The following is a 13,885-nucleotide window of genomic DNA, read 5'->3' on the forward strand; positions in this document are numbered from 1 at the left end:
TCAGGGATGCTTCAAAAAAATGGAGTATGCCGATCCAGAACTGGCGGCTGGCGATGAGCCGTTTTATTATCGAGTTCGGTGACCGCCTGAGCGATCACCTTTAATACGGTGGCAGTTACACAGAATTATTTACAGGGTCTCGCTTTTGCCCAGCCCTTCTATACCGAATTACGCTGATTTATTCCTCTTTATTCTTACGCTCTTCTTGCTATTTTTAATCGTTCAACTCGAAACGTTTTAATTCTTTTACGACAGCATCTGACAACCGACTCCAAAAGCTAGCGAAACGTTTTTATTGCGTGCTGATGAAACCTTGTCATCAAATTTTCATTATTCGGGTGCACCATCAATAATATTTAATACTTATATTTTGATTGCATTTTATAAGTCAGACTTTGGTAATTTGTAGCATAACTATGCAATAAAAAGTCTAACCACAGTAAAATCTGGCGTTTCAGTGAAGGGCTGTTGGCAGAAACCAACCGGCTGAGACAGGGTAAGGAACTCGTGCAGAGCCCGGCTAACAGGCATTCCTCTTGAATGCCGGCCCGCTGCAACCGTGTTACCTGATTGCATAATTGCGCAGAGGCTCACCACTTAGGACAGTGATTTGTGCGACCGATCGAGACATGCTTAAAAATGGCTTGCCATTATTTACGTTGTATGTGATAACACGTTTTGGGTTAAACGAGGTACAGTTCTGTCTATGTGTGGCATTTTCAGTAAAGAAGTCCTGAGTAAACACGTTGTCGTTGAATACCGCTTCTCTGCCGAACCTTATATTAGTGCCTCATGCAGTAATGTCTCAGTTTTAGCTATGTAAGTGCCCTCGGGCGAAGAAAACACTCTAAGGAATTTTGCAAATGGCAAAGATTAAAGGTCAAGTTAAGTGGTTCAACGAGTCTAAAGGTTTTGGTTTCATTACTCCTGCAGACGGCAGCAAAGATGTATTCGTACATTTCTCTGCAATTCAGGGTAACGGCTTCAAAACTCTGGCTGAAGGCCAGAACGTTGAGTTCGAAATTCAGGACGGCCAGAAAGGTCCAGCTGCGGTTAACGTAACTGCTATCTGATTACGAACCCACTGATCTCATATGAAATCAGCCATAAAGCCTCGCGATAAGCGGGGCTTTTTACATTCATGACAGAATGTGTCCACAAGCCCTCTCAGTCGCGCTTTGTTGCAAAACCACATCGTTATTAGCATTGTTTATCGCTCATCCCACTCCCTTTTCACGTTAAATCATCAGGTTGTAAATAATAACCGGGAGCCGGAGTGCAAAACCATCGCCGTCATTTTACCCCAGTCCGTTTTGGCCTGGTGTGTTTGGGTATTTGTTGTTGTCTGGGCCTGCTGTTAGCCCGAGTCGGCTGGCTGCAAATAATCTCGCCAGATAATCTGGTGAAACAAGAAGATATGCGTTCATTACGCGAAGAACCGATTGAAGTCCCGCGCGGGATGATTGTGGACAGGGAAGGGCGTCCATTGGCGGTAAGCGTGCCTGTCAGCGCTATTTGGGTGGATCCGCAAACGTTGCTGTCGAAAGGGGGCGTTGGATACGGTGCGCGTTGGCAGGCGCTTGCGAAAGCACTGAATCTCTCACTCACTGATTTAACCAGGCGTATTACACAGCATCCCCATTCACGCTTTCTTTATCTTGCCCGTCAGGTGGATCCCCAACAGGCCGCCTGGATCGACAAACTTCATCTTCCCGGCATCAACCTGCGGGATGAATCGCGCCGCTTTTACCCTGCGGGTCATGTTGCGGCCAACCTGATTGGATTTACGAATATCGATGATCAGGGCATTGAAGGTGTTGAAAAAAGCTTTAATGCGCAGTTGCAGGGTAAGCCAGGGCTACGACTGGTGCGTAAAGACAGGCACGGGAATGTTATTGAAAACCTGACCGAGCATGCGGCGGTGCCAGCGCACACGCTACAGCTCAGCATTGATGAACGACTCCAGACCGTGACTGAAGATGCGCTGGATAACGCGGTACGCTGGAACAAAGCCGAATCAGGGGCTTCTATCCTTATCAAAATTGATACCGGTGAAATTTTGTCGATGGCGAGCTACCCGGATTTCAACCCGAACAACCGCGAGAAAGCGACGTTGGATGATTTCCGCAACCGTGCGATAAGCGATACTTTTGAGCCGGGTTCGACCGTAAAACCGCTGGTGATTATGACCGCGTTGCAGCAGGGCATTGTTCGCCCTGACAGTGTGGTTGACACCCATCCTTATACGCTTGATGGGCACCGCATTCGTGACGTCGGTTTTTATCCTGAACTGAGTCTCACCGGTATTTTGCAGAAATCCAGTGACACGGGTGTATCGCATCTTTCACTCGCTATGCCCATCCAGCACTTGCTGGATACCTATAAAGGTTTCGGTTTTGGTGAACCAACCGGTTTAGGGTTAACAGGCGAGAGCCAGGGTTACATGCCGCAGCGCCGTTTTTGGGGACAGCTTGACCGTGCCACGTTCTCTTTTGGCTATGGCTTGATGGTAACCCCGCTCCAGTTGGCGCATGTCTATGCCACTATTGGTGGCTTCGGGATTTCGCGCCCGCTCTCGATTACGCGCATTGACCCGCCGGTAATGGGCCACCGCGTGATGTCTGATGAAATTGTTCACCAGGTTGAACACATGATGGAAAGCGTGGCGCTGCCGGGCGGTGGCGGAATTAAAGCTGCAGTGCATGACTATCGCGTAGCAGTAAAAACCGGTACGGCGAAGAAGATTGGCCCAGACGGCAAGTATATCGACAAATACATCGCTTACACCGCAGGCGTCGCGCCGGCCAGCAATCCAAAGTATGCGCTGGTGGTGGTAATCAACGATCCGGAAAATGGCAAATACTACGGTGGTGCGGTTTCTGCGCCTGTATTCAGTCAAATTATGGGTGATGTGCTGCGCCTGGAAAATGTGATGCCTGACGGTATTGCTCCCGGTTCAGCTAACTTAATCGTGATGGACCACAATAACGCACTCGCACCCTCTCTGTAATTCATTCACCTGAAGGGCGAATAGCGTTACACTTTCGCCCTTTCAATGATACCGGAGTCATCATGTCCTGGAGTTGTCCTCTCTGTCATGCGCCGCTTGAGCGCCAGAACAACAGTTATATTTGCCCACAGCGCCATCAGTTCGATCTGGCGAAAGAAGGGTACATTAATCTGTTGCCGGTGCAGCATAAGCGCTCGCGCGATCCGGGAGACAGTGCGGAAATGATGCAAGCTCGTCGCGCTTTTTTAGATGCGGGCCACTATCAGCCTTTACGCGACGCCATTAGCGAAATCCTCAAACCCTCTGTGCCGGAAAATATCCTTGATATCGGCTGTGGTGAAGGTTATTACACCCATGCCTTTGCCGAGATTGCCGGGCACACATGGGGGCTGGACGTATCAAAAGTTGCCGTTCGCTACGGGGCAAAACGTTATCCGCAGGTCGATTTTTGTGTCGCATCTAGCCAGCGTTTGCCGTTTAGCGACACCTGCATGGATGCCATCGTGCGAATTTATGCCCCGTGCAATCCGCAAGAGCTGGAAAGGGTCGTTAAACCGAATGGATTAGTGATCACCGCAACGCCAGGGCCGCGTCATCTGATGGAGTTGAAAGGGCTGATTTACGATGAAATTCGCCTGCACGATGAAAACAGCGAAGAATTGCCTGGATTCGGAAAGATTGAACAGCGTCAGCTGGCTTATCCGATGACATTAACGGGCGGGGAAGCTGTCGCGTTGCTGCAAATGACGCCATTTGCCTGGCGCGCTAAACCGGAAGTATGGGAAAAACTGGCGGGGCTTGAACATTTTGACTGCCAGACCGATTTCCTGATTCAGGTCTGGCAGCGGAAAGTTTAACCGGCGAAGTGGCTCCAGAGGATCTGTACGCCAATTCCTATCAGCACAAGACCGCCGAGGATCTCGGCGCGTTTGCCCAATAATGGACCGATAAAGCGTCCAACCATCATGCCTATGGTGGTCATCACAAGCGTTGCGCAGCCAATGGCCAGTGCGGTGTAAACAATATTGACCTGTAAGAAAGCGAGACCCACACCGACGGCCATCGCATCAAGGCTGGTGGCAATAGCCGTGGTGACCAGCAGCCAGAAACCGTGGCGGGTAGGGGCTTGTTCTTCGCCTTCTTCATTCCCACGCCAGCCTTCAATCAGCATACGTCCGCCAAGGAAAACCAGCAGCACGAAAGCAATCCAGTGGTTCCATTCCAGCACGAACTGGCTGGCAAGCATGCCAAGGCCCCAGCCGAGGAGCGGGGTGATCGCTTCGACGCAGCCGAATATGAGGCCTGTACGTAACGCTTCGGAGAACTTGGGTTTATGTAGAGAAGCCCCTTTGCTTATCGAGACGGCAAATGCGTCCATCGACATACCAAAGGCAAGTAGGATAGTGGCTGAGAGATTCATCGCTTGTCCTGACCGGGGAATTTCCATATGACATACCGCTGCCCCCAGTAAACATACACCATCTATGGCGTATAGCAGTGATATGTCTATGGTCTCGCCTGCTCATCATGCTGATGAACCGTACGTGCCACGTTTTGCAACGAGTATGTTGACACGTACATTTCCGGGAATGGAAATCGGCTACTCCCCAACGACGGGCGCAACCTTAACATAAGTTGAGAAAATAAAACAATAACAAAAAGCCATTATATCAATGACTAATTGATAACGATTTTCATTTAAATGAAAGCGTAATAAAAACGTTAATAAATATGAGGAACAATCTGAGGAAATATAGCCAGTGCTATAAAGTGAATTGTGCAAATTAACTTCATATATAGCACGTGCTATATTCATAACTCATTGAGTCGTTGAGAGAAGTTTGTAGATGCGCTCCAGGTCGTCGATATTTCGCACACGCACCAGTAGACGTCGATGTTCTAATTGCATCACCAGCACGCCGTCCTCAGATAAATTCATCTCTTTAATTCGGGGATAGGCAATCCACACGTTGGCGAAGAAGAAGCCCTGTTGTTTAAAAATAATTTTTGGCGTGCGGATCCAGAACAGATATAAGCCCATTAACGCCAGCGCACATAATAACCATGTGGTTATTAATTGGCCGTTGGCATTAACGTTTTGATAGATAAGAATTGCCACCAGGCCGACAAAGATTGCCCCATCGATACGTCCACGGCGGAGCAGGGGGATTGCGAGCAGCACGGGGCCATTCAGGCGCGGCATGATGAATTGGTCATAAATAGCAAAGGCCAGCAGTGCCACGATAAACAGCACCAACACCCAATCCGTGATAACCATTAAACCTCCAGAAATAAAAACCGGGGGCAAGCCCCCGGCGTATTACTTAATCATCGAACAATTACAGACCCAACAGGCCAACCGCATAACCGGCGATACCAATGACGAAGAAGCCAATGATAATCCACAGTGGGTTTACTTTGTTGCGCAGCAGCCACATACAACCGAAGGTCAGCAACAGCGGAACCAGACCCGGCATCAGCTGGTCGAGAATGGTTTGTACAGTGGTCACGTGAACCTGGCCATCAGAACCGGTGATTTTCGACACCACCAGTGGGATGTTCACGTGCGTCCACTTGTTAACCAATGCCCCCATGACAAACAGGCCGAGGATTGACGCCCCCTCTGTCAGTTTCTGCAGGAAGCCACCACCCATATCCTGAACGATGTCCACGCCTTTACGGTAGCCGTAAGCCACACCGTAGTAACGCACCGCCAGACGCACGGCATTGAACAGGATGAAGAACAGCAGAGGACCAAGCAGGCTGCCGCTCATCGCGATACCGGCACCCAGTGCCGCAAATACCGGACGAACAGTACCCCAGAAGATTGGGTCACCAACGCCTGCCAGCGGACCCATCAGACCCACTTTGATACCGTTGATGGCACCATCGTCGATCTCTGCGCCGTTAGCACGCTGCTCTTCCATCGCCAGTGTTACACCAAGAACCGGTGCAGCTACATATGGATGGGTGTTAAAGAATTCCAGGTGACGTTTAATCGCCTGACGACGCGCATCGTTGTTTTCCGGGTACAGACGACGAATTGCCGGCACCATGGAGAAGCAGAAGCCCAGCGCCTGCATACGTTCGAAGTTCCATGAACCCTGGAACAGGTTAGAACGCAGGAATACGGCACGGATGTCGCTCTGAGTGAGTTTTTTCTCTGGAGTCGCTTTTGTGATATCAACCATTTCGCTCACCTGTTAGTCCAGTTGGTTATCGAGATCGTTGTTAGCAGCCTGTGCGTGGCCACCTGCAACACGATTGTATTTAGGGCTCAACTGGATATACAGAATTGCCATAACTGCACCAATCACACCCAGCGCAACCAGGTTGAAGTTGGTGAATGCAGCGGTCACGAAACCGAGGTAGAAGAACGGCATCAGGTAGCCTGCACGCATCATGTTGATGACCATTGCGTAACCGACCACCACGATCATGCCACCCGCGATGTTCAGACCACCGGTTACCACTTCAGGAATTGCATTCAGCATGCTCTGTACTTCACTGGTGCCCACAGAAATAGCAACGATCACCGCAGGGATAGCGATACGCATTGCTTGCAGGAACAGGGAAGAGACGTGAAGCCAGGACAGCGCCGTCAGGTTGCCGTTATTCGCCGCCTTATCTGCCGCGTGCTGGAAGGCAACGGTGATGGTACGAACGATAATGGTCAGAACCTGGCCTGCTGCCGCCAGTGGGATTGCCAGTGCAATACCGGCACCGATGCTTTGGTGGCCTGCAATGACCAGTACGGTAGAAATGATGGATGCCAGCGCTGCATCAGGTGCAACTGCTGCACCGATGTTCATCCAGCCCAGGGCGATCATTTCCAGCGTACCACCGATGATAATACCGGTTTTCATGTCGCCGAGGACTGCACCAATCAGGGTACAAGCCACCAGCGGACGGTGGAACTGAAATTCATCGAGTACGGATTCCATACCCGCAATACACGCAACGACGAACACCAGCACAATCTGAAGAGTGGTAATCTCCATTGTACTTCTCCTATAACGTAAGCCTTAAGTATGAAAATTCAGTAACGAGCAGGGCAGGTTTATTTGCCGACCTTGCTGATCAAATCCATCATTTTCAGTCTCTGGTCGGTAGACACTTTACGTGCTTCCAGTTCAATACCGCGTGCATTCAGCTTGTTGAAAGCTTCGATATCTTTTTCATCAACTGAAATCGCGTTGTTGACCTGTGTTTTGCCCTGACGGAATGCCATGCCACCAATGTTAACGGTGGTGATTTTCACGCCTTGCTCAACGATACGCTCCACATCAGTCGGATTGGTAAACAGCAGCATGACACGGTCGCCCGCATATTGTGGGTTGTTGTAAACGCGGATCATTTTCGCGACATCAACCACATGCGCGGTCACACCCGGAGGCGCAACCTGCGTCAGCAGCGTTTTACGTACGGTATCCGCAGCAACTTCGTCACTGACGACGATGATGCGGGTCACGTTTGTCTCTTTCGTCCAGCGGGTGGCGACCTGACCGTGAATCAGACGGTCATCGATACGCGCAAGGCCGATGATCATATAGTCATTCGGACCCATTGGTTTCGCGGGAACATTTGCTTTTGGCGCAGCAGCGACCACAGCCGGAGCCGCTTTTTCAACCGGTTTTGCTTTCAGCGCTTTCACGCCTTCACGTCCGGTTTCGACAGCGACAGACACCAGCTCGTCAAAGCTTGGGTTGTCATCGCGTGCCATCAGCGTTTCGACCAGCATTGGAATGTTGACCCCAGCGATGACTTCGTAATGCTCTTTATCGACGACAATGCGACTGGCAGCGTTGAACGGGCTACCACCCCATGTATCGACGAGAAATAGCACACCCTTACTGGTGTCCAATTTTTCGAGCTGTGCGTTGTACTTCTCGATGAGTGTTTCTGCGTTTTCGCCAGGCACGAAATCGATCCAGCCGACGTTTTCTTGCTCGCCCAACAGCATCTCAGCTGTTTTCAGCAGCTGTTCTGCAGCCCAACCATGTGTGCCTATTACAATAGCAATCGTCACTTGCTACCTCCTTTTATTATCGTTGCGACAAAACATCTGGCGCATGATGAACCGTAAGCTGTAAGCGAATCGATTCAGATAGGGGTTAGAGTTAAAGAACGGGTTACATCCGGGAATTATTTTAGATAGTGAAAAAATAATTAATGTGATGAAGATCCGTAATTTACTCATCCGGGATCAATAATTTTGAGGCGCAAAAAATCGACAAAAAAGTGCAAAGAGACGTAAATATTTTTCCAGATCCCTTTTCTCTCTGATATGTTTGGTATCCGTTTAATAACACAGGAGTATAGGGCATAGCCCGAAGTATGGACCGTCACCGACGTCAGTTCACCCCCTGGCACTTTGCTGCCACCTTTTCCCCACTTTTTTACCGCCCCGAGAGTGTCACGCCCATCTTTGACATGGCGATGACAAACGACACCGTTTGCAGGAGTTGCGCATGGAACTCTTAATGGATCCTTCAATCTGGGTCGGCCTGCTCACGCTGGTTGTGCTCGAGATTGTTCTTGGCATTGATAACCTGGTCTTTATCGCGATCCTGGCCGATAAACTGCCGCCAAAGCAGCGTGATAAAGCGCGCCTGATTGGCCTGTCGCTGGCCTTGTTTATGCGCCTGGGACTGCTGTCGGTTATTTCGTGGATGGTCACCCTGACACAGCCGCTGTTCAGCGTCTGGGACTACTCGTTCTCAGGCCGTGATTTGATCATGCTGCTGGGGGGGATATTCCTGTTGTTCAAGGCGACAACCGAACTTCACGAACGGCTGGAAAACCGCCAGCACGATGAAGGACATGGGAAGGGTTATGCCAGTTTCTGGGTTGTCGTGGCGCAAATTGTGGTGCTGGATGCCGTGTTCTCGCTGGATGCGGTGATAACGGCGGTCGGCATGGTGAACCATTTGCCGGTGATGATGGCGGCGGTGGTTATCGCGATGGCGGTGATGTTACTGGCGTCGAAACCGCTGACCAACTTCGTCAACCAGCATCCGACGGTGGTGGTGCTGTGTTTGAGCTTCCTGCTGATGATTGGCCTGAGCCTCGTCGCAGAAGGGTTTGGCTTCCATATTCCGAAAGGCTACCTGTACGCCGCGATTGGTTTCTCGATCATTATCGAGCTGTTTAACCAGATTGCTCGTCGCAACTTCATCCGTCACCAGTCGAATGTGCCGCTGCGTGCGCGCACTGCTGATGCGATCCTGCGTCTGATGGGCGGTCGCAAACAGCACGTGGTTCAGCACGATGCAGAAAATCCGGTTGCAGTTCCTGTGCCGGAAGGGGCGTTTGCGGATGAAGAACGCTACATGATCAACGGAGTATTGACCCTGGCATCGCGTTCACTGCGCAGCATCATGACTCCTCGCGGTGAAATAAGCTGGGTCGATGTGAATCTCAGCGTGGATGAAATTCGCCAGCAGTTATTGTCATCGCCGCACAGCCTGTTCCCTGTTTGTCGTGGTGAACTGGATGAAATCATCGGTATCGTACGTGCCAAAGAGATGCTGATGGCGCTCGAAACGGGTGAAGATGTGGCCGCAATGGCATCGGCCACACCTGCGATTGTGGTGCCTGAAACCTTGGACCCGATCAAGCTTCTGGGCGTGCTGCGTCGCGCCCGTGGCAGCTTTGTCATCGTGACCGACGAGTTCGGAATGGTGCAAGGGTTGGTGACACCGCTGGACGTGCTGGAAGCGATTGCTGGTGAATTCCCTGATGCGGATGAAACGCCGGAGATTGTCGCCGACGGTGAAGGCTGGCTGGTGAAAGGCGGTACTGACTTACATGCGCTGCAACAGGCGCTGGGGTTAGATCATCTGTTAAAAGAGGATGATGATATTGCCACGGTTGCGGGGCTGGTGATTGCCGTTAACGGTCACATCCCAAGTGTGGGTGATGTTCTGCATCTTCCTCCGCTGGAGATAACCATCGTCGAAGCCAATGCTTATCGCGTCGACCTGATTCGGGTCGTGAAACAACCTTCGGTGCACGACGAAGAAGTGTAATCCCTCACAGAATAACGGGCAGTACATGCCCGTTATGCTCTTTCGGCGGCGGGCTTCCACCCGCCAGCCAGCGCGGGAAATCGGCCAGTGGCATTGGTTTTGCGTATAAAAATCCTTGTAAAATATGCACGCCGTGGCGACGCAGGTAATGCGCCTGCTGCGGCGTTTCTACACCTTCTGCCACCAGTTCAATGTTCAGACGCTGGCCAAGAGCAATGATAATGTCCGTTACCGTCGAGTTAACTGCATCGGTTCCGATAGCGTTGGTAAAGGATTTGTCGATTTTCAGAATGTCAGGGCGTAGTTGTTCGAGCCACGACAACGCGCTGTTCCCTGTACCGAAATCATCAATCGCCAGCCGAACGCCTTTACGATGTAACTCTCTCACCAGCCGATAATCCACGCCTTGCAAGTTGTCGCGCTCGGTTATTTCCAGCACCAGTTGCTGCTGTGGACGCGCGGAAAACCAATACTGATTCACATCCCGTAGCAATGCGCCTTGTAAAAAATGGCTGGAGGCGACGTTAATACTGATATGAAACTGAGGACTCGCAGGGAAGTAACCAATCTGCCTTATCGTTTCGGCAATGACGTAACGAGTCAGCGGCGCGATAAGATTTTCCCGTTCAGCGACCGGAATGAACACCTCTGGTGAAATCCACCCCAATCGCGGATTGTTCCAGCGCAATAAAATTTCGACGCCGGTACATTGCTGAGAGCGGGTGTTGAGCTGCGGCTGGCAATAGAGTTCAAACTCACGGCGCGCCATACCGAGCGTAATTTCGCGCGTAAAACTCAGACGCCCGGCGGTGGCAATCCATGCGACGGCGCTGAGTAACAGCGTCAGGATCACCGCCAGTGGTGCCTGTGAGGGCAGATCCCTGAGCGCCAGCATTGAGGCACCCGGCGTGGTTACGCTGATACTGAAAGGAAAAAGATCCGACTGACGGGTAACAACGTCTTCGTCATCGGCGAGTTGCAGACTGTCGCTGATACCCTGGGATTCGCTGTAGTACTTGTTGCCGACCGAGACAATCACGCGCTGAATAGCAGGGCGCTGCGGCTCAAGCAGCAAAGCGCTCAGCAAATGAATGTTGATGGTCAGCATCACGCCGTCTTCACCATCCGGCGAAGCGGGATACCACTGAATCAGAATGGGAGAGCCTTTCAGCAGTGACTCGTCGGTCGTGAGCAGGAGTTTCGAATGCGCATCGGGTAACGACGGCTGACGCTGATGCAATACCACATCCCGATCACCAAAAACGCTGGAACAATAGAGGATGCCTGATTTTACCAGAGCGATAGAGCGCAATGTTTGCAGGGCTGCGGCTTGTTTGCGAATGGGCAAATGCACGCTTTCACAAGGTTGGCCGACCAGTCTCTCCAGCTCATGGCGTTTTCCGGCAACGGGGATCAAAATTTTATCGAGGCTTTCTACTGCGTGGCGCGCATAGGCATCAATGCGTTGCTGATTTAAGTCGCGCTGCGAAATAAATCGCAGGCCAAAGGTCAGGAGCAAAGCAACAACAGCGACCATCAGACAGACGATGATCCGCTTACGGCGGTATCCCTTTATCAGGTTTTGGGCTGTTTGCATGACTGATGCTCGCTCGGCTATCGCCAACAATATTGTCAGCGTCAACAGAGCAAGTGTAGTGCTCTGCTCATAAAATGCGGGAAGAACCCAAAAAAATCGCCCATCTGTAGGAGATGGGCGAGAGGATTAATCACACTGGACTTTGATGGCTAAACCGCCTCGCGAGGTTTCTCGATATTTGGCGTTCATGTCTTTGCCGGTCTCATACATGGTCTCAATGACTTTATCGAGCGACACCCGTGGCTCGCTGGTCCGGCGCATTGCCATACGGGCAGAGTTGATCGCTTTCACCGAGGCAATGGCGTTACGCTCAATACACGGCACCTGCACCTGACCGGCAACCGGGTCGCACGTCAGACCGAGGTTATGTTCCATCCCGATTTCAGCCGCCACGCAGACTTGTTCAGGGCTTGCGCCCAGCAGTTCGGCAAGACCCGCCGCCGCCATTGAACAGGCCACGCCCACTTCGCCCTGACAGCCAACTTCGGCACCCGAAATAGAAGCATTCATCTTGTACAGCGCACCGATAGCCCCGGATGCCAGGAAGTAACGGATGTAGCTTTCGGGGCTAACCGGTTCGATAAAGTGATCGTAATACGCCAGTACCGCAGGGACTATGCCGCACGCGCCGTTGGTCGGGGCGGTCACAACACGGCCACCGGCCGCATTTTCTTCATTCACCGCCAGCGCAAACATGTTGACCCAATCAACGACCGTCATCGGGTCACTGTTGGTTTTATCCTGGCTGACCAGCATACGACGCAGCGGCGCGGCACGACGCGGCACGCGCAACGGCCCCGGCAGCACGCCTTCGGTGTTCATCCCGCGATCGATACACGCACGCATGGTTTGCCACACATCGGCAAAATAGTCTTCAATCTCATTTTTGCTGTGCAGCGCTAATTCGTTCTGCATTACCATGCCGGAAAGTGACAGGCCGGTTTCTTTGCAGTAGCCGAGCATTTCTTGCGCCGACTTGAACGGGTAAGGCACGATCACGTCGCCGCTCATATCCTGGCCGAAATGCTCTTCATCGACGATAAAGCCACCGCCGATAGAGTAATAGGTTTTGCTGTAAATGACGCTCTCGCCCGCAAACGCATGGATCGTCATACCGTTTTCATGCAGGGACAAATTGTCGCTACGAAAACGCATGCCGTCGTCCAGCGGGAAATCGACTTCACGGCGACCGTTCGCCAGTAGCAAACGCCCACGGGTTTCTACGTCGCGAATAAACGCCGGGATCGCGTCAATATCGACGGTCGCAGGCAGGTTGCCCGCCAGACCCATGATAATGGCGATATCGGTATGGTGGCCCTTACCGGTTAATGACAGTGAACCGTAAACGTCAACCGCAACGCGGGTCACATCATCGATCAGTCCCTTTTCGACCAGATCATCGACGAACTGCTTGCCGGCCTTCATCGGGCCTACAGTGTGGGAGGAAGAGGGACCAATCCCCACCTTGAACATGTCGAATATACTAATCACGCTAACACTCCTGACAGGGTTACCGGAAAGTTCCGATAACGATGTTAAAACTGCGCATAGTGTAAGAGGGAACACTGGAGGCAGCTTAACTATTCACATGAATTAAACTAATGTCTCACTTCGATTTAACTAATAGCGTGAAGTGAAATACAGAAGCCTGTAATCCATAGTATAGCTAAGGTTTAACCCCGATTTGTAAGGCCAGCTCACGAATAATGCCTGCGGTCATTCCCCAGACAAAATAATGCTGATACCAGGAGAGCCACACGCGGTGCGAGTTGTCGCGACGGTGGATGTCAATAGGGTGATAACGGCCAAGACGTAAGGCTTCTGCCAGCGGCATTTCAAACACCGCTGCCACTTCATCTTCGCTGGCGTGATAGTGCAGGTCGGGGGGAATAATACCCACGACGGGGGTGACCTGAAAACCAGTGACGCTGTCGACGGGCGGCAATACCCCTAAAATTTCAACACATGATGGCGGGATCGCCACCTCTTCTTGTGCTTCACGCAGCGCGGCGGCGATAAGCGACGCATCACTGCTGTCCACGGCACCGCCAGGGAAAGCCACCTGACCGGCATGTTTCCGCATGCGGGACGATCGTTGAGTCAGCAGTAAACCCGGCTCTTCACGGCGCACAATCGGGATCAGCACCGCCGCTTGTCGCTGATTCAGCGTCGCTCGCGTGGGCTGCGGGCGCAGCAGCTGAAAGCGAGAGATAAACTCATTGAGTTTGAAGTCCGGGTGCGACATCG

The 13,885-nt window shown here is 51.8% G+C and carries 12 protein-coding genes, 1 pseudogene and 1 riboswitch; of the genes and pseudogenes, 5 read left to right on the forward strand and 8 right to left on the reverse strand.

Features of this window, described 5'->3' with window-relative positions:
- Window positions 1-706: 706 nt before the first annotated feature.
- The 4 genes and pseudogenes from VH187_RS18965 to rlmA all read left to right on the forward strand — a co-directional run bounded on the left by VH187_RS18965 (window position 707) and on the right by rlmA (window position 3,867).
- Window positions 707-851, forward strand: a pseudogene (locus tag VH187_RS18965) (DUF2627 domain-containing protein).
- Between the two features lie 12 nt (window positions 852-863).
- Window positions 864-1,073, forward strand: a complete 210-nt coding sequence (gene cspE / locus VH187_RS18970; RefSeq protein ID WP_001062678.1) for a transcription antiterminator/RNA stability regulator CspE — start codon at window positions 864-866, stop codon at window positions 1,071-1,073.
- Window positions 1,074-1,276: 203 nt separating this feature from the next.
- Entirely contained in the window at window positions 1,277-3,010 is a 1,734-nt protein-coding gene (ftsI, locus tag VH187_RS18975) for a peptidoglycan glycosyltransferase FtsI (protein WP_329703007.1), read from the forward strand.
- A 62-nt stretch (window positions 3,011-3,072) separates the two neighbouring features.
- Window positions 3,073-3,867, forward strand: a complete 795-nt coding sequence (gene rlmA / locus VH187_RS18980; RefSeq protein ID WP_329703008.1) for a 23S rRNA (guanine(745)-N(1))-methyltransferase — start codon at window positions 3,073-3,075, stop codon at window positions 3,865-3,867.
- On the opposite strand, the gene mntP is transcribed toward rlmA, so the two are convergent.
- From mntP to manX, 5 genes are all read right to left on the reverse strand, one after another.
- Window positions 3,864-4,430, reverse strand: a complete 567-nt coding sequence (gene mntP, locus VH187_RS18985) for a manganese efflux pump MntP (RefSeq protein WP_329703009.1) — start codon at window positions 4,428-4,430, stop codon at window positions 3,864-3,866. The two genes, rlmA and mntP, sit on opposite strands and share 4 nt — an antisense overlap.
- 100 nt (window positions 4,431-4,530) lie before the next feature.
- A riboswitch (yybP-ykoY riboswitch) is annotated at window positions 4,531-4,631 on the reverse strand.
- 198 nt (window positions 4,632-4,829) lie between these two features.
- A complete protein-coding gene (locus tag VH187_RS18990) occupies window positions 4,830-5,288 on the reverse strand; it encodes a DUF986 family protein (RefSeq protein ID WP_329703010.1) in 459 nt (152 codons plus the stop codon).
- Between the two features lie 61 nt (window positions 5,289-5,349).
- Window positions 5,350-6,201 carry a PTS mannose transporter subunit IID gene (locus tag VH187_RS18995; RefSeq protein WP_329703011.1) on the reverse strand — a complete coding sequence of 284 codons (852 nt, stop codon included), beginning with the start codon at window positions 6,199-6,201 and terminating at the stop codon, window positions 5,350-5,352.
- 12 nt (window positions 6,202-6,213) lie between these two features.
- The gene (locus VH187_RS19000; protein WP_329703012.1) at window positions 6,214-7,011 is read right to left on the reverse strand and encodes a PTS mannose/fructose/sorbose transporter subunit IIC; all 798 of its coding nucleotides are present in this window, start codon (window positions 7,009-7,011) and stop codon (window positions 6,214-6,216) included.
- Window positions 7,012-7,070: 59 nt separating this feature from the next.
- Window positions 7,071-8,039, reverse strand: a complete 969-nt coding sequence (gene manX, locus VH187_RS19005; protein WP_329703013.1) for a PTS mannose transporter subunit IIAB — start codon at window positions 8,037-8,039, stop codon at window positions 7,071-7,073.
- 442 nt (window positions 8,040-8,481) lie between these two features.
- Between manX and yoaE the strand changes: the two genes are divergently transcribed.
- On the forward strand, window positions 8,482-10,041 hold the full coding sequence (gene yoaE, locus VH187_RS19010; protein ID WP_329703014.1) for a CNNM family cation transport protein YoaE: 1,560 nt from the start codon (window positions 8,482-8,484) through the stop codon (window positions 10,039-10,041).
- 4 nt (window positions 10,042-10,045) lie between these two features.
- On the opposite strand, the gene VH187_RS19015 is transcribed toward yoaE, so the two are convergent.
- The 3 genes from VH187_RS19015 to VH187_RS19025 all read right to left on the reverse strand — a co-directional run bounded on the left by VH187_RS19015 (window position 10,046) and on the right by VH187_RS19025 (window position 13,883).
- Window positions 10,046-11,638: an EAL domain-containing protein gene (locus VH187_RS19015; RefSeq protein ID WP_329703015.1), complete on the reverse strand. Its 1,593-nt coding sequence runs from the start codon at window positions 11,636-11,638 to the stop codon at window positions 10,046-10,048.
- A gap of 126 nt (window positions 11,639-11,764) precedes the next feature.
- On the reverse strand, window positions 11,765-13,129 hold the full coding sequence (sdaA, locus tag VH187_RS19020; protein ID WP_329703016.1) for an L-serine ammonia-lyase: 1,365 nt from the start codon (window positions 13,127-13,129) through the stop codon (window positions 11,765-11,767).
- Between the two features lie 175 nt (window positions 13,130-13,304).
- Complete coding sequence (locus VH187_RS19025) at window positions 13,305-13,883, reverse strand: CoA pyrophosphatase (RefSeq protein WP_329703017.1); 579 nt, start codon at window positions 13,881-13,883, stop codon at window positions 13,305-13,307.
- Window positions 13,884-13,885 lie beyond the last annotated feature (2 nt).

The sequence above is a fragment of the Scandinavium sp. genome (genome assembly GCF_036271055.1).
In the GTDB taxonomy this organism is placed as follows: domain Bacteria; phylum Pseudomonadota; class Gammaproteobacteria; order Enterobacterales; family Enterobacteriaceae; genus Scandinavium.